The sequence below is a fragment of the Photobacterium japonica genome (assembly GCF_050337005.1).
GTDB lineage: Bacteria > Pseudomonadota > Gammaproteobacteria > Enterobacterales > Vibrionaceae > Photobacterium > Photobacterium japonica.
This window is the reverse complement of the sequence record NZ_JAKJSN010000024.1, coordinates 1-18,255: the sequence shown is the minus strand read 5'-3', so window position 1 is coordinate 18,255 and position 18,255 is coordinate 1. Positions and strand designations below refer to the sequence as shown.

The window sequence follows — 18,255 nt, the reverse complement described above, 5'->3', positions numbered from 1 at the left end:
GTAGCTTCAAACGTGACGTAAGGATGAACCATTACGCAGCAGCAAGCTTACTCGATGGGTGCTTCAAGAAAATGGCAACAATGGCTGCCACGGCCAAGAACAAGCAGTAGTAAGAGTGCGAGACCACCTCAAGCGGTGACAAGCTGAAAACGGATCCCAGCAACAACGCTTGTGCTCCGTAAGGCAACAGCCCCTGTACCACACAAGAGAAGATATCCAACAAACTGGCTGAACGACGCGGCGTGACGCCATTTTCTTCCGCCAATTCACGTGCCACACCACCCGAGACAATGATCGCAACGGTATTGTTCGCCGTACAGCAGTTGGTCATACTCACCAAGCCCGCAATACCCAATTCACTCGCACGTAGATTCTGACCTTCACTGTGCTGCTTACTGAACAGGCGGATCACACGGCTCACCAATTGTGTCAGGTACGCCAAGCCACCCTGACGGCGCATCAGCTCACCCATACCACCGATCAGCATCGATAACAGAAAGATTTCCTGCATGTTGCCAAAGCCTGCATAAATGTCTTTGCCGTAGGTGGTCAGATCGTACGTTTCAGTCGCAATCAGACCGATACCACCAGCAAGGACAATCCCCAAGCTCAACACAACAAACACGTTCATACCCGATACCGCCAACACCAAGATGGTGATATATGGCACGACTTTTAGCCATTCAATCTGGGTGGTCGCTGGCAAGTCCGTTGGTGTGCTGCTGAACAAGAATAGCGCCATCGCGGCGATCGCGGCAGGCAACGCGATACGGATATTCTCGCGGAACTTGTCTTTCATCTGACAACCTTGAGAACGGGTTGATGCAATGGTGGTATCAGAGATAATAGAAAGGTTATCACCAAACATAGCGCCACTCAGTACCACACCCGCAGTAAGAGCGACGTCCATTCCTGCGGTTTGGGCAATGCCCAACGCCACAGGTGCCACAGCCGCAATCGTCCCCATTGAGGTGCCCATTGCGGTGGCAATAAACGCAGAAATCACAAAGATCCCCGGCAGGATCATGCTCGCAGGCAACATGGCAAGGCCAAGGTTCACCGTGGCATCCACACCACCGGTCGCTTTCGCGACTGAGGCGAAGGCACCTGCAAGCAAGTAAATCATACACATCGCAATGATGTCGCTATGACCGACACCACGCAAAAATTGCTCAATCGCTTTATTGAGTTTTTCTTTACTCAACAAAATCGCCACGACCACAGCAGGCAATACGGCGACTGGCGCGGGCAATTGATAAAAGGCAAAATCAACGCCTTGTAATGTCAAGTAAACCCCTACACCAATAAAGAGTGCAAGGAATATTCCCAGAGGGAGTAAGGCCAAGGCCGACGGCGAAGGCTCTGTTGCTGATGGTTGTGTTTTGTTCGACATGATGACTACAGGACATCTATTGTAAATTGATGGCTTAGACTAATTGTTGCTGCTATCGCAGTCAACTTATAGACGTCTAAACATCTAAAAAAGACAATCCATTCCAACCATTTTCACTTCAACATTGTGCATTTCTTCTACCAAAAAATGACTGATTACACGCTACAGAAAAAAACGATAAATGTGTCTTCGATCACACTAACATGAAAAGTACACATGCATACAAGGAATACCTAGCACTTACCCGTGCGAAAATCCCTACAAGACTATACCATCCAGTGCAAAATTCCCCACAAGGATAAAAAAGAAGCTATGACGCTGACCTTAAAACAAAAATTGATCGGTGCAAGCCTGTCCGCTGTGGTCATTATGGCCTCAGCTCTGACTTGGATCGCAGCGGGTCAACTGTTTGAACAAAACCGTAATGGTATTTATGCCCGCGCAGATAGCCTGGCCGATGCCGCCAGTGCTGGCATCACGGATTGGGTGAAAATTCGCCGTAATATCGCCTCTGCGTTCAATCCTTATAGCCAAGCCACTGACAAAGTGCCTTACCTGCAACAGGCACGTAATGCCGGTGGCTTTGACGACATCTACTTCGGCACACCCGCTGGTGACATGTACCGCTCTCACCCAGAACGTAACCGCGCCGACTACGATCCTCGTACCCGCCCGTGGTACCGTGATGCCCAAAGTGCCCGTGAGCAAATCATCACCAACGCTTACCAAGATGCCATCACCAACGCGCTGTTGATCACCATTGCTGAGCCACTATATAAAAACGGCAATCTATTGGGTGTAGTCGGTGCTGACGTATTGATCGATCAACTGATCAACGATGTGATCAACCTAGATGCCGGTAAAAATGCCTATGCGATGCTGATCAACAAGCAGGACAGCACTTTTCTTGCCCATCCTAATCAGTCCCTGCTACTGCAACCGCTCAACCATCTGAGCAATGAGCTCAATATCGGCATGATTGAAAAATCGACGCAAACTGGCAGCATCGAAATCGCCCATGTCAACAACCAAGAAAAACTGTTCTATTTTGCCAATGTTCCCAATACTGACTGGGTACTGGGTATTGAAATGGATCGCGCGACAGAAGAAGCCAGCCATGCCTCCCTGTTACGTCAGCTGATCATCACCTCTATCGTGATAACCCTGATCGTCATCGGTGCGGTGGCACTGTTGGTGAACTACCTATTCCAGGATTTGACTCGCGTGTCTGATGCACTGGCAGAAATCGCCACTGGCGAAGGGGATCTGACACAGCGCCTTGACCCACGCAGTAACGATGAAGTCGGCTTGCTCGCCCACAACTTCAACCGCTTTGTGGGCAACATGCATGCGATGGTCATGAAGCTTAACGACGTCTCTCTTGCACTCAGTGCACAAGCACATCAAACCGCATCACAGGCGGAAGTGCGCAGTAAACGCATTCAGCAACAACAAGATGAAATCAACATGGTCGCTACCGCGATCAATGAAATGGCTGCGGCGACACAGGAAATTGCCGGTAATGCTGACAACACCGCGCGTACTGCCGGTGATACTGTCAACGTATCTGAGCATGGCGCGACACAGGTTAACCAAAGCCAACAGTCGATCTCGAGTCTGGCTGGTGAAGTGGATAGCGCAACGGGCGTGATCCGTGAACTCAATACCCATGCGCAAAGCATCAATACAATTCTGTCGACCATTCAGGGCATTGCAGAGCAAACCAACTTGTTGGCACTGAACGCGGCGATTGAAGCGGCCCGTGCGGGCGAGCAAGGCCGTGGCTTTGCGGTCGTTGCTGACGAAGTGCGTATCTTGAGTCAGCGTACCCATGCGTCGACCCAAGAAATTCAGCAGATGATTGAGACATTACAGCAAACCACGGGGCGCGCGGTCGGCATCATGGAAGACAGTCGCCGCCTGGCTGAAACCAGCGTGGACGATGCTAACTCCGCTTCTACCAGCCTGTCACAAATCAACAGTGCGGTGACCAACATCAGTGATATGGCCACACAGATTGCCTCTGCCGCGGAAGAGCAATCTTCCGTCACCAGTGAGATCACCCGCAACACGGAAGGGATCCGCGACGTGTCAAATGCATTAGCCCAAGAAGCCGATGCTGCCGCACGACAAGCCGCAGAACTGTCTGAGCTGTCCAACCAGCTACAACAAGAAATCAACCGCTTCAAGTTGTAAGCGCTGAACGTCAGACGTTAAAACGCAAAAAGGCGATATCTGCAAAGATATCGCCTTTTTTATTCACGACAGTCGCGCAATGCTACCAATGATTAAGACCCGTTAAGCGGTGTAATGGTCACACCAAAATCCGATGCCTGATTCGTACCCACAACAAAAAAGGCCATCTCTCCCGCCGTCTTCACCATGACAGGCAAATCACTTGCCAAGACTGAAACCATCCATTGCTTCGTCTTCGGGTCAAAGTATCGCACTAATAACTCCCGGCTCAGCAAAGAGTCGCGGCGGTTCATGCCTCCCTCTGACAAGGTGTTTCCAAGCTCCACCGCTGAAACCGCATACACCACGCCCGGTGCCACCTGATGATGTAAACGCTCACGCCCTAAGACATATCGACGGCTATCAACCCTAAGATCATAAGCGTCTTTTTCTGCTTCAACCGGTTGTGCAACCAACGTTGCTTTGATTTTCTTAATATGTAGTAATTCTGTCGATCCGGTACGACCAATGCCTAACGTCACGCGTCCTTGCCGTAAAGCATCAAGGTATACCGGATCATTGAGCGATAAGGTAATGTTCATACCTTGCGCTGTCGTCGCTTCTGCCGACACAGGCACACCTTTCAGCAGCCCTGTAAATGACTGGTCTTCTGTCAAGGCATTCGCCAACGTGATCTCAACCGTAAAAGATTGAGGATGCTCAATCGCAAGATGCTTAAAATCGAAAAACACCTTGTGTACATCTTCCCACGCCACCGAATCATAACCCACAGGCACAGGCGTCACATAAGCCACCGTCTCAACGAGCGATTCAGTCACTGGCGGCGTAACCGGAGGAGGTGTTACTGGCGGCACAACACTCTCCGATTTATCATCCCCACATCCTAGTAACGTCAGCCCTAAGCCCACGAAAATGAGACAACGTAAGCAAGCAGCCCAACGCACACGTAATGTCGCCATACCATAAGTCATGACATTCTCCTTATGGTATTAGTCCAAATTCACACGTTTAAGCACAACCGTATGACCACCAATGTTTTCCTGTGTATCCGTCACATAGAAAAAACGTACGTGGCCATCGGTATGAACAAACGTTTCTTTACCTTCCACAATGGATTGCACATGGCGGGTACGAGAACGCGGATCCACATAATCCACATTCACGCCGTCAAAGGCTTGATTATCACCATCTGCAGCTGAACCCAATACCGTAAGCGAGTAAGTCACGTCTGCATCAACCGCTTGCGTTAACATTTCGCCCCAACCATTACCCATGGCATGCTTGTTTGCCTCAACAAACACCTTTTCACCGACAACAACGGGCTCACCACAAAAACGGGCGGTAATGTTCTTGAGATACAGCACTTCATCAGAGCCTGTTCGCGCCAATCCTAAATGAATACGCCCTTCAGCCAAACGATCAAAATACTGCTTATCATTCAGGTTCATATAGAAGCCCTGACCAGGATTTAAGCTACTACCATTTGCACTATTTGACCCCTTTAATCGACCAGAAATACTTTGCTTTTCTGTTATTGGGGATACCAATTCCGCTTCCACCCTAAATGAACGAGGGTTCAGTATTTCTTCATAACCAAAATCAAATTGAAAATGGTGGATGTCATCCCAGTTGCGCGTGTTGTAATCCAACTTCAAAGGTGATGAAAACGTAATGGTATGCTCGATCCACTCCGAATCATCCGTTTCCCCCATAAAACAACCCGCCACGGCGGGTAACGACAACACACCACACAGGGGCAATACCCACATCCATTTTTTCATTTTATTCATTCCCAATATGATGAGTGCGTCCTCATCTTTTTATATCGACATTCCATCCCTGCTATTAGCATAAAAACAGAGAGAAACCGTTATTTACGGCCGCCTATAATAATGATCATCACCGAAGCCAAAAAGCACAATTAATCATAGCGTTATCAATAATAAAAGCAGGGCAAATTAAAGCCCGGAAAGGAATATCGAATACCAAAAAGGCATTGAACAATGAACAAAAAAGGCTCACCTTTCGGCAAGCCTTTCTTTATTCAACTCAGGAAAGAGAGGTGATATTAGATCAAACCAAACACAATCGCCGATACGGCCAGTACACCCATGACCAAGACAAAGTAGGTGCTCATATGGCGGCGATACACTTTCAATGCATCAACCTTAAGAACCGCAATCATTGGCATAAGGAACAAAATCATTGCAATCACAGGACCCGAGAGCACTTCCATCATCCCCAGAATGCTTGGGTTCATCACCGCAGCAAACCAGATAGCAAAGAACAAGAAAGCAATGCCCAGCTTATCAATCGCACGTGGTGACAAAGACACCTGCTTTTGCATCATGCCATTCAGGCTTTCACGCGCGCCCATGAAGTGACCCAGGAACGAAGACGAAATCGCAATAAAGGCAATGAATGGCCCCAGCAGCGCAATAAACGGACTCTCGTAGATGTTGGCGAGGTAAGACAGTACAGACACGTTCTGCTGTTTCGCTTCCAGCAACTGCGCTGGCGTCATGCTCAAAACACACGAAAATACGAAGAACAGAACAAACGCGATCAACATGATCGAGGTGCGCTTCAGAATCAGTTCTGATTTCACGCCTGCCTGCTGGCCGTAATGACGACGTTGCGCATGGACAAAGCTTGAAATTGCCGCCGCATGACTAAAGGCAAACACCGACACAGGGATCGCTAACCACAGCGACAAGGTAAAAGCAGGCACGCTCATGCCTAGAGACAGATCTGGCCACTGCCATGATGGGATCAAGTAAAAAGAAAGACCAGCCAAAATCGCCGCCAATGGGTACACAATGATTTCAAAGGCACGCAACATCACACGCTCACCCGCCATCATCACCGCAATCATCAAAAACACCAACAGACCTGACAGCGCGATGCGTGACGGGCTTTCCCAACCGAGCTGATTAACGATAAAACTATCCACGGTATTGGTCAGTCCCACACCGTAAATCAGAAGAATCGGGAAAATAGACAGGAAGTACAACAAGGAGATCAAACGGCCCGCTTTCTGACCAAAGTGTTCTTCAACCACATCGGTAAAATCCGATTCAGGACGAGAAGACGACAGCACAAAACGCGCTAAACCACGGTGAGCAAAATACGTCATTGGACCGGCTAACAATGCCATGATCACCATCGACCAAAAGCCACCCATACCGACGTTAATCGGCAAAAATAGGATCCCGGCCCCGACCGCCGTACCGAAGAGACTCAGCATCCAACTTGTATCGTGCTTGTTCCAGCCGACTGTTTGCTGCGTTTCGCAAACAGGCTGAGTTTCTTGAGATAATGACACGTGACCACCTAGCTATACAAAATAATAATCGGTGGTGAGTATGCATAGTCAGCAGGAAATACTCAAAACGCAGCTGGCAGACTTACGACTTAATACCGGTAGACTCTCTGGGGGTAAAAACCACGCTATCAGTAAAAAGTTAGGTTTAAATATAAAAATAAAGCACAAATGAAGAATAAAACACTGAAATTTTAATTTTAGCGTTTTTTTATAAAAGGAGGGAAATTACTCAATATTGCTCAATAAAACAACACCTCGGCAATCACTTACCGAGGTGCTCATCACTTCTCTGCTGATATCAGCCCACGATGCGGGATGATAGCCAAGCCTGATCAGTTAATTTCAATGGGCTCGAAGCCTTTGATCAAGTCATCCAGTTGCTTCAACTGACGCAAGAACGGCTCAAGTTTATCCAGCGGGAAAGCCGATGGACCATCACAACGTGCAAGATCTGGCGTTGGGTGTGCTTCCATGAACAAGCCCGCAATACCGGTAGCAAGACCAGAACGCGCCAAATCAACCGTTTGCTCACGTCGACCACCTGATGCGGCACCGTTTGCTTCACGACACTGCAGTGCGTGCGTCACATCAAAAATGATTGGGCTACCTTTCGATGCCTTTTTCATCACATCGAAACCTAACATGTCTACGATGAGGTTATCGTAACCGTGCAGGACACCACGCTCACACAGAATGATTTGGTCGTTACCGCATTCTGCAAATTTCTCAACGAGGTTACCCACTTGACCTGGGCTCATGAACTGCGGTTTCTTCACGTTGATCACCGCACCGGTTTTGGCCATGGTCTCGACCAAATCCGTTTGACGCGCTAAGAAAGCCGGCAACTGAATCACATCGACAACATCAGCAACAGGCTGTGCTTGGTGATGTTCGTGGATGTCAGTGATGATTTTCACACCAAAGGTATCTTTCAGTTCTTGGAAGATCTTCAATCCTTCTTCCATACCCGGACCACGGTAGGAATGCACAGAAGAACGGTTCGCCTTGTCAAAAGAAGCCTTAAATACATAAGGGATCCCGAGTTTATCGGTCACTTCCACATACTTCTCACAGATCTGCATAGCAAGATCACGAGATTCCAGTACGTTCATGCCACCAAACAAGACAAAGGGCTTGTCATTGGCTACATCAATATCACCAACGCGAACAACTTTTTGTTCCATCATCTTCTCTCTTTAGATTGTCATCGCCGCTATCAGTGGAAAACCAGCGGCGCTTTGTGGAGTTCTTCGACCTGAATTTTCAACAGCTCTGCTGCGGGATCTTCAGGGCATTGCTCGATAAAATATTCGTAGTCCATGATCGCAGCATGGCTGCAATCCAACTGTTGATAAATATAGCCGCGATCGCGAATTTCATGGGGGTCGCCGGGGCGAAAAGCATCCAACGCCACATCACTGCAGCGTAAGGCTTCAGCAAATTGGTTTTCACGCAAGAACGCACTTTTCATCACCGTCAGCCAACGCGCCAAAATGTCGGTATTGTCTGAGGTCAGGAAATATTCATCCCGCAACTCAGTAAACGGGCCATGGTGACCTTTCAACCACGCGCCCATCATGCGCTTGCTCAGATACTCGCCATCAAACGGGTTGATGTACTGTGTCTCTGCGTCAAACCATTCTACCTTAAGCACAAACTGGGTCGGGAAGCCTACGCCGAATACCGGCAGTTCCAAGCGTCGCGCCAGATACAGAAAAATCGCCCCCAGACTGACTGGGATCCCTTTTTTGCGTTCAAGCACGCGATCGAGATAGATATTCTCTGACGAGAAATATTGCTCGTGATCCCCTTGGAATCCCCACTCACGGTAGAACAGGCGGATCAGCCCCTCAAGGCGTAATTGTGCATTCGGTTCATCCATTAACGCATGCTCAGCCTCTTGGGCTAAACGCGTCAATTGAAGACGCACCCATTCATGGGGGAAGCTCGGCTCAACCGCCGCGGTCATCGCTAATGCGCCTTCAACCAGCGGCATTTCATCCCAGTCTTGTTCGGCAAAATGTAACATGATTATCCCAAGAACGGTGTTTTGGTCATGGCGATCTTGGCAGCGGCCATCAGCCACCCCAACGCACCAAAGAACGCAAAAGTTTTAAAGACTTTATTGCTGCCCATTTTCAGGGTAAAGAAGCCCAATGCAACATAAGCCAACACACAGCTGAGTTTTTGCGTCAGCCATGAACCGGCTTCCGTAAACGGCATAAAACCGGTGATGAAGATCAATGCCACACCGCTTAACAGCAGCACGGTATCCACAATGTGTGGGGTGATTTTCAGAAACTTTTTGTCGTTCAGCGGCGAATTAGCCATCATCAGGCCGTAGCGCACCACAAAAAGCAGCACACTCAGCGCGATCGCTACAAGGTGTAGGTGTTTCATTGCAAAATACATATTCATGTTTTTTATCCCTGCCAGCAGCCCATTGATACACGATCAAGGCCTGCATAATCCTGTGCGGTAGACACCTGCTGGTAACCTAGCGCGTGTAAAATTTCTCTGACAGCAGGCCCTTGTTCAAAGCCATGCTCCATCAACAACCAGCCGCCCGTCTGCAGATGCTCACGGCCTTGCTCGCTGATAATGCGAATATCCGCCAAGCCATTGTCATCCGCCACCAGCGCACTCTTGGGTTCAAAGCGTACATCGCCTTGATCCAGATGCGGGTCAGCTTCATCAATGTACGGCGGGTTACTCACGATCACAGCAAAGCAATCGTCGGCAGTCAGCGGGCTATACCAGCTGCCCGCCATAAAACGCGCATTGGGTATGTGTAAGTGCGTGCGGTTTTCTTCGGCCAGTGCCGCGGCTTCAGGGCGTAAATCAATCCCTGTTACCGCAATATCACGGCGTTCAGAAGCCAATGCCAACGCAATGGCACCGGTGCCTGTACCTAAATCCAGCACCTCACACGGGCCAGCAGGGATTTTATCCAACGCCAGCTCCACCAAACGCTCGGTGTCCGGACGGGGGATCAAGGTGTGCGGTGCCACTTTCAATGGCAGCGACCAAAACTCACGTTCGCCGACAATGTACGCCACCGGCTCCCCTTGCAGACGGCGCGCCATGACGGCGTCAAACGCGGTCAATTGCGTGTCATCCAAGTTTTTTTCGGGCCACGTCAGCAAATAGCTTCGGGGCTTATCAAGCACATGGCACAACAACACGGCGGCATCAATGTGCGGGCTCTCAGAGCCCGCGGCATTCAATTGCTCCACCGCATGCTTTAGCTGGGCGTCAATTGAATGTGTCATTAGTGTTGCTCAGCCATCGCAGCTAACTGATCGGCCTGGTGCTCTTGGATCACTGGCTGAACGAGCGTGTTCATGTCACCTTCCATCACCTCATTTAGACGATAAATGGTCAGGTTAATACGGTGATCCGACACACGGCCCTGTGGGTAGTTGTACGTACGAATACGGTCTGAACGATCGCCAGAACCCAACAGGTTACGACGCGTACTCGCTTCCGCTTCGTGACGACGCTCTTCTTCCGCTTTGATAATACGTGCCGCCAGTACCGCCATCGCTTTGGCTTTGTTTTTGTGCTGTGAACGCTCATCCTGACACTCTACAACCGTACCGGTTGGTAAGTGCGTAATACGGATAGCAGAGTCGGTGGTGTTAACGTGCTGACCACCCGCGCCTGACGCACGGAAGGTGTCAATTTTCAAATCTGACGCTTTGATTTCTGGCAGATCCGCTTCTGGGATCTCAGCCATAACGGCAACGGTACAAGCAGAAGTATGTACACGGCCCTGTGATTCTGTCGCAGGGACACGTTGTACGCGATGACCGCCTGATTCAAACTTCAAGACGCCGTAAGCGCCATCGCCGTTCACTTTCGCGATCATTTCTTTATAACCGCCTTGCTCAGAGCGGTTTTCACTGACCACTTCAATACGCCAGCCCTGACGTTCAGCAAATTTGCTGTACATACGGAACAGGTCGCCCGCGAAGATACCCGCTTCATCACCACCGGCACCGGCACGGATTTCCACGAAGCAGTTACGCTCATCGTTAGGATCTTTCGGGATCAGTAGAACTTGAAGTTCGTCTTCCAGACGCTCGATCTCTTTTTTCGCTTCCTTCACTTCTTCCTGCGCCATTTCACGCATTTCAGGATCGTCTTCATTGGCCATTTCCTCAGCCGTCGCCAAGTCTTCCTGAGCTTGTTGATAAGCCTTGAAACACTGGGTTACTTCCTCCAGTTGTGAATATTCACGGGAAAGCGCACGGAATTTATTCTGATCGCCAATCACCCCTGGATCACTCAGCAGGTGCTGAACTTCTTCATAACGCTCAACCAGCGTTTCTAATTTCACTAAAATTGAAGGTTTCATATGAGTTTCTACTGTGTTCCACTTAGGGCAGAAAACGCTTTTCTGCCTGATTTATTATGAATAACGGATGGGGCTTCCATCAGTTTTTAATGACATCCAACCCTAACGTTTCACGGATCACGGCCAGTTTTTCCGGCTCGCCATTATGGGCGGCTTGTTGCATGGCGCGTGTAGGGGCGTGGATCAGTTTATTGGTGAGTTTATTGCTCAACTCAATCAATACTTTTTCAGGATCCCCGCCATTGGCTAGCGCCTGTAAACTGCGCGCCAACATCTCCGATTTGATCGCATCCGCCTGGCAACGGTATTCACGAATACTGTCTACCGCTTCTAATGAACGCACCCAACTCATGAACGCCGCACTTTCTTCGCTGACAATCGCTTCCGCTTGGATTGCCGCGACTTTGCGTTGCTCACGGTTTTTTTCCACAATGCTGTGGAGGTCGTCCACGCTATACAGGTAAGCGTCTCTGATCTCCCCCACCTCTGGCTCAATGTCCCGCGGCACGGCAATGTCGACCAGCAACATCGGTTGGTAACGGCGGGCTTTAATCGCCTTTTCCACCATGCCTTTACCGATGATAGGTAACGGACTCGCGGTCGAACTGATCACAATATCCGCGCGATGCAAATGCTCGGGGATCTCCGGTAAGCTAATCACTTCCGCGCCAAACTCACGTGCCAAGTTTTCAGCACGTTCCTTCGTACGGTTAGCCACAATCAATCGATTACAACCCTGCTCGACCAGATGACGCGACACTAACTCGATGGTTTCGCCCGCGCCCACCAGCAACACGGTGGCTTCAGACAATGATTCAAAAATTTGTTTCGCGAGTGTACACGCAGCAAAAGCGACAGAAACAGCATTGCCACCAATGTCGGTTTCGGTGCGTACACGCTTAGCGACAGTAAACGTTTTGTGGAACAGTTTTTCTAACATGCCATGGGCAATGTCACGCTCACGGGCATCCGAATAGGATTGTTTCACTTGGCCTAAAATTTGGGGTTCCCCCAAAACCAGTGAATCTAACCCACACGATACCCGCATGAGGTGGCGAACTGCCGCTTGTTCTTCATGGAAGTACAGACTTGGCATGAGCGCTTCTGTACTGATGTTGTGAAATTGGGTCAGCCAGTCGATCATGATACCGGGGCCCGACTGCGCAATATCACAATACAACTCTGTGCGGTTACAGGTCGACACGATCACCCCACTGTTGATCTCGGGGTGTGCAGCTAATTCGGTCAGTGCCTGCTCCATCTTTTCTGGCGAAAACGCAACCCGTTCACGCAAGTCCACAGAGGCTGTTTTATGGTTGATTCCTAGTGCAAGCAATGTCATGGAGACGGTGTACCACTTCGCCGATGAAAAAAGGGTTAAGGGCGGATTTTACTTGATGCCCCAACTTAATTAAAGAACGCAAACCTAATCAATATGGCATAACTCAGTAATTGTTGAGCCATCCCAGGCTCGCGCTGGCCTGAAATAATGTAAAAAAATGCTCATCGCTCAACGTCAAGACATTGGAAATCTGACGCTTTTACCGCTATTGTTTGGCGACAATACCTCATAAAGAAGTGATGCCGATGACGCCACATTTACGGCCTTTCCGCCGCTCCCCTTGGGCGGGTAAACGCCATTTTTACGTTCTTCCTGTCTTAGTGGCGCTCTTGAGTGGGTGTGCAACCCAACAAACCGCCCCGCAACCCACCCAATGGGAAGATCACGAACAAGCGCTGCGTCAACTCGATCACTATCAAGCCAACGGCAAGCTGGGCTACAAAGGCCAACAACGCTTTGGCGCTAATTTGATCTGGGCCACTAACCCCGGTCATGATCATCTGCTGTTAACCAATTTTTTAGGCAGCACCTTGCTCAAATTGGATGCGCGTCCGAATCAGGTCACACTGGTTAACAATGAAGGGAAAACCTTCCAAGGCACCGATGCCGATCGCTTGGTGCAACAACTCACCGGCATCGACTTGCCTGTCACCCAAATGCGCGATTGGCTGATCGGTCTGCCAACGGCGGCTGACACGTTCCAACTCAATCAGGATGGACGCGTGAGCTATCTGGCTAAGCAGATCAATGACAAGCTATGGCAACTCGACTACAACACGTATGATTATTCCACGTCGCCCGCCTTGCCAACCCGCATGGTACTCAGCACCACGGGCGTCAGTATTACCCTTGTTATCCATACTTGGTCTATCAATTAGAGCGCATTATGATCACCCGCACGACAACTTGGCCAGCACCGGCAAAACTGAATTTGTTTCTCTACATCACCGGCCGTCGACCGGATGGCTACCACGAATTACAGACCCTGTTCCAATTTTTGGATCACAGCGACACCTTGACCATTACCGCCAATGCCAGTGACGACATTCACTTGAGTCCGGCAATTGAAGGTGTGGCAACGGAAGATAACCTGATCTACCGCGCGGCCGACCTGCTGCGCCGAAAAGCTGGGATCCAAGCGGGTGCCGATATTCACATTGATAAGATTTTACCGATGGGCGGCGGACTCGGTGGCGGGTCGTCCGATGCCGCGACGACACTGGTTGCCCTGAATTATTTGTGGCAAACCCACCTCAGCACCGACACATTGGCCGAACTCGGCTTATCGTTAGGGGCCGATGTGCCGGTTTTCGTGCGTGGCATCAGTGCATTTGCCGAAGGTGTGGGCGAGAAATTGCAACCTGCAACACCTGACGAAAAATGGTATCTGGTGGTAAAACCTGACGTAAATATCGCGACTGTTGATATTTTCACCCATCCTGGACTAAAACGAGACAGTGAAAAAAAGCCGCTAAAGGCACTAATGACGGGGGTTTACGAAAACGATTGCGAAAAAATCGTCAGATCACTGCACCCCGAGGTTGATAAGGCACTTTCGTGGCTGTTAGAATATGCGCCGTCAAGATTGACTGGCACTGGTGCTTGTGTGTTCGCCGAATTCGGTACGCAACAAGAAGCCAATGCGATATTGAATACATTACCTAACTGGCTCCAGGGATTTGTCGCAAAAGGTGTCAACACGTCTCCTCTTTTGACAGCCTTGAACACACATTCTACGGATAGTCAGTAACTACAACTTGGACGCAACCTGAGGTTTCCACCGTGCCTGATATGAAGCTGTTTGCTGGTAACGCGACACCAGAACTAGCGCAACGCATTGCTGATCGTCTTTACATTTCTTTAGGCGACGCAACAGTTAACCGTTTTTCCGACGGTGAAGTCTGCGTTCAGATTAATGAGAACGTTCGTGGTAGCGACGTATTTATCATTCAATCTACTTGTGCACCGACAAACGACAACCTAATGGAATTGGTTGTGATGATTGATGCGCTTCGCCGTGCTTCTGCTGGCCGTATCACTGCTGTTATCCCTTACTTCGGTTACGCTCGCCAAGACCGCCGTGTGCGTTCTGCACGTGTGCCAATCACGGCAAAAGTCGTGGCTGACTTCCTGTCAAACGTTGGCGTTGACCGCGTTCTAACGGTGGATTTACACGCAGAGCAAATCCAAGGTTTCTTCGACGTACCTGTCGACAACGTATTCGGTAGCCCTGTACTGCTTGAAGACATGCTAGCGAAAAACCTTGAAGATCCAGTTGTAGTTTCTCCAGATATCGGTGGCGTTGTGCGTGCCCGTGCTATCGCTAAGCTACTTGACGACACTGACATCGCCATCATCGACAAGCGTCGTCCACGTGCAAACGTGTCTCAGGTAATGCACCTGATTGGTGACGTTGAAGGCCGTGACTGCATCATCGTTGATGACATGATCGACACCGGTGGCACATTGTGTAAAGCCGCTGAAGCCCTAAAAGAGCGCGGCGCGAAGCGTGTATTTGCTTACGCAACGCACCCAGTTTTCTCTGGCAGCGCAGTGCAAAATATCCGTGAATCAGTGATTGATGAAGTGATCGTAACCGACTCCATTCCATTGACACAAGAAATCATGGATACGGGTAAAGTATCTGTACTTACTCTGTCTGGTATGCTGGCTGAAGCCATTCGCCGTATCAGCAACGAAGAATCTATCTCTGCCATGTTTCAGCACTGATCGCTGAACCGGTAACGAGTATTAACGCCCCGCCTTTGTGCGGGGCGTTTTGCATTCCGCCGACGCCTGCTTCCCTGCCGCTTGCCGTCAACAGGGGTTAAGATATCAATCTCACAACTTTTGGTATAATATGGCGCGCGTTTTAAGCCCCTAAGACTTGAGAGACTAGCGTGAGTAACAACATTCGCTTATTAGTCGGCCTGGCCAATCCCGGTGCCGAGTATGCTAAAACCCGCCATAATGCGGGGGCATGGGTGGTTGAAGAACTGGCCCGTGTGCACAATATTAGCTTACGAGAAGAATCGAAATACTTTGGCCAAACCGGCCGGATCGTCGCCAATGGCCAAGATCTTCGCTTATTGATCCCGTCCACCTACATGAACCTGTCTGGTAAATCCGTGGCGGCACTGGCTAACTTCTTCCAGATCAAGCCAGAAGAGATCTTAGTGGCACATGATGAGCTCGACCTGCCTCCAGGTGTTGCCAAATTCAAAAAAGGCGGCGGCCATGGCGGTCACAACGGTTTGCGCGACATCATCAGTAAAATGGGTAACAACAAAGATTTTTACCGTTTGCGGATTGGTATTGGTCACCCTGGCGACAAAAACAGAGTCGCTGATTTTGTTCTCGGTAAAGCACCAACAAAAGAACAAGACCATATTGACGCCGCCGTGGATGAAGCTGTTCGCTGTATGGATATGTTACTTAAAGACGGCTTAAGCAAAGCGCAAAATAGACTACATTCATTCAAAGCTGAATAACTGTAGCCATATCGAATTTATCTTTTCGGCACGAGCTGCCGGAATGTTTCACCGAATAATCACCAAAAGGGTTTCACACCATGGGTTTTAAATGCGGAATCGTCGGCCTACCTAACGTCGGCAAATCAACACTTTTCAACGCTTTGACTAAAGCGGGCATCGAAGCGGCGAACTTCCCGTTCTGTACGATTGAACCAAATACAGGTGTTGTACCTGTGCCGGATCTTCGTTTAGACGCGCTTGCTGACATTGTTAAGCCTGAGCGCATCCTGCCAACGACCATGGAGTTTGTTGACATCGCGGGTCTTGTTGCGGGTGCATCAAAAGGTGAAGGTCTAGGTAACAAATTCCTAGCTAACATTCGTGAAACCGATGCAATTGGTCACGTTGTGCGTTGTTTTGAAAATGACAACATTATTCACGTTGCTGGCCGTATTGATCCGCTTGAAGATATCGACATCATCAACCTTGAATTGGCAATGGCTGACTTAGATGCGTGTGAGCGTGCTATTTTCCGTCTTGCTAAGCGTGCAAAAGGCGGTGATAACGATGCAAAATTTGAAATCAAAGTACTAGAGAAAATGCTGCCTGTACTAACAGACGGCGGCATGGCGCGTTCAATTGACCTAAGTAAAGAAGAAATCGCAGCGATTGATTACCTGCATTTCTTAACACTTAAGCCAACCATGTACATTGCTAACGTGAATGATGATGGTTTTGAAAACAACCCATTCCTTGACAAAGTAGCGGCACGCGCAGCAGAAGAGAATGCCATCGTTGTTTCAATCTGTGCGGCAATGGAATCTGAAATCGCTGAGCTGGAAGATGCTGACCGTGAAGAATTCCTTGCTGATATGGGCATTGAAGAGCCAGGCCTAAACCGTGTTATCCGTTCAGGCTACGAACTGCTTAACCTACAAACTTACTTCACCGCTGGCGTGAAAGAAGTACGTGCATGGACAATCCCTGTCGGCGCAACGGCACCAAAAGCCGCTGGCGTGATCCACACTGACTTTGAGAAAGGCTTCATCCGTGCTGAAGTGGTTGGTTATGACAACTTCATTGAGTACCGTGGCGAAAGCGGTGCGAAAGATGCAGGTAAATGGCGTCTAGAAGGTAAAGAATACATCGTTCAAGATGGCGACGTGGTTCACTTCCGCTTTAACGTATAAGTCTTTTCGCTCAAAACTTCACCTTTTGAGTCCGTAATCTTCATAAGCCAGCCTTCCCGCTGGCTTATTTTTTACCTATCACCATTCTCACTCACATAACGCATCCCCCTTCCAACCCCTTATTTGCCTAGGTTTTCACCAGCAACACCCTCAGCCAGCATGGCATTCGCCCAGTTCGTCCAAATAAGCACCGAACAAGCGAGTTTTCTCAAGATATTCAAAAAAACTGTTGACGGTTTTGGCTGGGATAAGCATAATGCGCCCCGTTCCCAAGACAACAGCCACTACGGCAAACGGCTTGGAAAACAAGAAAATTTGGCTACGTAGCTCAGTTGGTTAGAGCACATCACTCATAATGATGGGGTCACAGGTTCGAATCCCGTCGTAGCCACCATTATTCTTTTAGGATAATGGCACTGTTTAAATACAGTAAAATGCGGAAGTGGCGAAATTGGTAGACGCACCAGATTTAGGTTCTGGCGCCGCAAGGTGTGAGAGTTCAAGTCTCTCCTTCCGCACCATTCTCTCGATTGAGAGCAGCTTTGAAGAAAAGCAATCTGCAGGTCTATCGCCAAGCGGTAAGGCAGCGGCTTTTGATGCCGCCATTCCCTGGTTCGAATCCAGGTAGACCTGCCACTTTTATTGGTGTTGATTATCATGTATAGTCAGCAACCCATAATGGCTACGTAGCTCAGTTGGTTAGAGCACATCACTCATAATGATGGGGTCACAGGTTCGAATCCCGTCGTAGCCACCATCTTCCTCCTATTAGGAAGATAAAAAAGACTGTTTAAGTACAGTGCAAAATGCGGAAGTGGCGAAATTGGTAGACGCACTAGATTTAGGTTCTAGCGCCGCAAGGTGTGAGAGTTCAAGTCTCTCCTTCCGCACCATTCTCTCTGAATAAGAGAGCTCAGTTTAAGTGCGCTTAAATTGAAAAGTAATCAGCAGCATCCGAATGCGGAAGTGGCGAAAT

16 protein-coding genes and 5 tRNA genes are annotated in these 18,255 nt (G+C 49.3%); 11 read left to right on the top strand and 10 right to left on the bottom strand.

Going from position 1 to position 18,255, the window contains the following annotated elements; all coding sequences use genetic code 11:
- Nucleotides 1-31: 31 nt before the first annotated feature.
- Entirely contained in the window at nt 32-1,393 is a 1,362-nt protein-coding gene (locus L4C36_RS10710) for a Na+/H+ antiporter NhaC family protein (protein ID WP_428477792.1), read from the bottom strand.
- Between the two features lie 312 nt (nt 1,394-1,705).
- Here L4C36_RS10710 and L4C36_RS10705 point away from each other — a divergent pair, with 312 nt between their 5' ends.
- Nucleotides 1,706-3,589 carry a methyl-accepting chemotaxis protein gene (locus L4C36_RS10705; protein WP_428477791.1) on the top strand — a complete coding sequence of 628 codons (1,884 nt, stop codon included), beginning with the start codon at nt 1,706-1,708 and terminating at the stop codon, nt 3,587-3,589.
- A 92-nt stretch (nt 3,590-3,681) separates the two neighbouring features.
- On the opposite strand, the gene L4C36_RS10700 is transcribed toward L4C36_RS10705, so the two are convergent.
- From L4C36_RS10700 to hemA, 9 genes are all read right to left on the bottom strand, one after another.
- Nucleotides 3,682-4,560, bottom strand: a complete 879-nt coding sequence (locus tag L4C36_RS10700; protein WP_428477790.1) for a hypothetical protein — start codon at nt 4,558-4,560, stop codon at nt 3,682-3,684.
- 18 nt (nt 4,561-4,578) lie between these two features.
- Nucleotides 4,579-5,370, bottom strand: coding sequence for a hypothetical protein (locus tag L4C36_RS10695; protein ID WP_428477789.1), 792 nt, complete (start codon nt 5,368-5,370; stop codon nt 4,579-4,581).
- Nucleotides 5,371-5,657: 287 nt separating this feature from the next.
- The gene (locus L4C36_RS10690) at nt 5,658-6,914 is read right to left on the bottom strand and encodes an aromatic amino acid transport family protein (RefSeq protein ID WP_428477788.1); all 1,257 of its coding nucleotides are present in this window, start codon (nt 6,912-6,914) and stop codon (nt 5,658-5,660) included.
- Between the two features lie 332 nt (nt 6,915-7,246).
- Nucleotides 7,247-8,101, bottom strand: coding sequence for a 3-deoxy-8-phosphooctulonate synthase (gene kdsA, locus L4C36_RS10685; RefSeq protein ID WP_428477787.1), 855 nt, complete (start codon nt 8,099-8,101; stop codon nt 7,247-7,249).
- A 29-nt stretch (nt 8,102-8,130) separates the two neighbouring features.
- Nucleotides 8,131-8,943: a SirB1 family protein gene (locus tag L4C36_RS10680; protein ID WP_428477786.1), complete on the bottom strand. Its 813-nt coding sequence runs from the start codon at nt 8,941-8,943 to the stop codon at nt 8,131-8,133.
- Between the two features lie 2 nt (nt 8,944-8,945).
- Nucleotides 8,946-9,326, bottom strand: coding sequence for a SirB2 family protein (locus L4C36_RS10675; protein ID WP_428477843.1), 381 nt, complete (start codon nt 9,324-9,326; stop codon nt 8,946-8,948).
- Between the two features lie 11 nt (nt 9,327-9,337).
- Nucleotides 9,338-10,186, bottom strand: a complete 849-nt coding sequence (gene prmC / locus L4C36_RS10670; protein ID WP_428477785.1) for a peptide chain release factor N(5)-glutamine methyltransferase — start codon at nt 10,184-10,186, stop codon at nt 9,338-9,340.
- Complete coding sequence (gene prfA, locus L4C36_RS10665) at nt 10,186-11,274, bottom strand: peptide chain release factor 1 (RefSeq protein WP_428477784.1); 1,089 nt, start codon at nt 11,272-11,274, stop codon at nt 10,186-10,188. The genes prmC and prfA overlap by 1 nt, the downstream gene beginning before the upstream one ends.
- 79 nt (nt 11,275-11,353) lie before the next feature.
- Nucleotides 11,354-12,616 carry a glutamyl-tRNA reductase gene (gene hemA / locus L4C36_RS10660; protein ID WP_428477783.1) on the bottom strand — a complete coding sequence of 421 codons (1,263 nt, stop codon included), beginning with the start codon at nt 12,614-12,616 and terminating at the stop codon, nt 11,354-11,356.
- A 245-nt stretch (nt 12,617-12,861) separates the two neighbouring features.
- Here hemA and lolB point away from each other — a divergent pair, with 245 nt between their 5' ends.
- The 10 genes from lolB to L4C36_RS10610 all read left to right on the top strand — a co-directional run bounded on the left by lolB (nt 12,862) and on the right by L4C36_RS10610 (nt 18,172).
- Nucleotides 12,862-13,494 (top strand): lipoprotein insertase outer membrane protein LolB, encoded by a 633-nt coding sequence (gene lolB / locus L4C36_RS10655; protein ID WP_428477782.1) that lies wholly within the window; start codon nt 12,862-12,864, stop codon nt 13,492-13,494.
- An 8-nt stretch (nt 13,495-13,502) separates the two neighbouring features.
- Nucleotides 13,503-14,366: a 4-(cytidine 5'-diphospho)-2-C-methyl-D-erythritol kinase gene (gene ispE / locus L4C36_RS10650; protein ID WP_428477781.1), complete on the top strand. Its 864-nt coding sequence runs from the start codon at nt 13,503-13,505 to the stop codon at nt 14,364-14,366.
- Nucleotides 14,367-14,398: 32 nt separating this feature from the next.
- Entirely contained in the window at nt 14,399-15,346 is a 948-nt protein-coding gene (locus tag L4C36_RS10645) for a ribose-phosphate pyrophosphokinase (protein WP_428477780.1), read from the top strand.
- Nucleotides 15,347-15,516: 170 nt separating this feature from the next.
- Nucleotides 15,517-16,107, top strand: coding sequence for an aminoacyl-tRNA hydrolase (gene pth / locus L4C36_RS10640; protein WP_428477779.1), 591 nt, complete (start codon nt 15,517-15,519; stop codon nt 16,105-16,107).
- Between the two features lie 80 nt (nt 16,108-16,187).
- Nucleotides 16,188-17,279 carry a redox-regulated ATPase YchF gene (gene ychF / locus L4C36_RS10635; RefSeq protein WP_428477778.1) on the top strand — a complete coding sequence of 364 codons (1,092 nt, stop codon included), beginning with the start codon at nt 16,188-16,190 and terminating at the stop codon, nt 17,277-17,279.
- A gap of 317 nt (nt 17,280-17,596) precedes the next feature.
- Nucleotides 17,597-17,673, top strand: a tRNA-Met gene (locus L4C36_RS10630).
- Nucleotides 17,674-17,715: 42 nt separating this feature from the next.
- Nucleotides 17,716-17,800 (top strand) — tRNA-Leu (locus L4C36_RS10625).
- A gap of 40 nt (nt 17,801-17,840) precedes the next feature.
- Nucleotides 17,841-17,915: transfer RNA gene (locus tag L4C36_RS10620), tRNA-Gln, on the top strand.
- A 44-nt stretch (nt 17,916-17,959) separates the two neighbouring features.
- A tRNA-Met gene (locus L4C36_RS10615) sits at nt 17,960-18,036 on the top strand.
- Between the two features lie 51 nt (nt 18,037-18,087).
- A tRNA-Leu gene (locus tag L4C36_RS10610) sits at nt 18,088-18,172 on the top strand.
- Nucleotides 18,173-18,255: the final 83 nt, after the last annotated feature.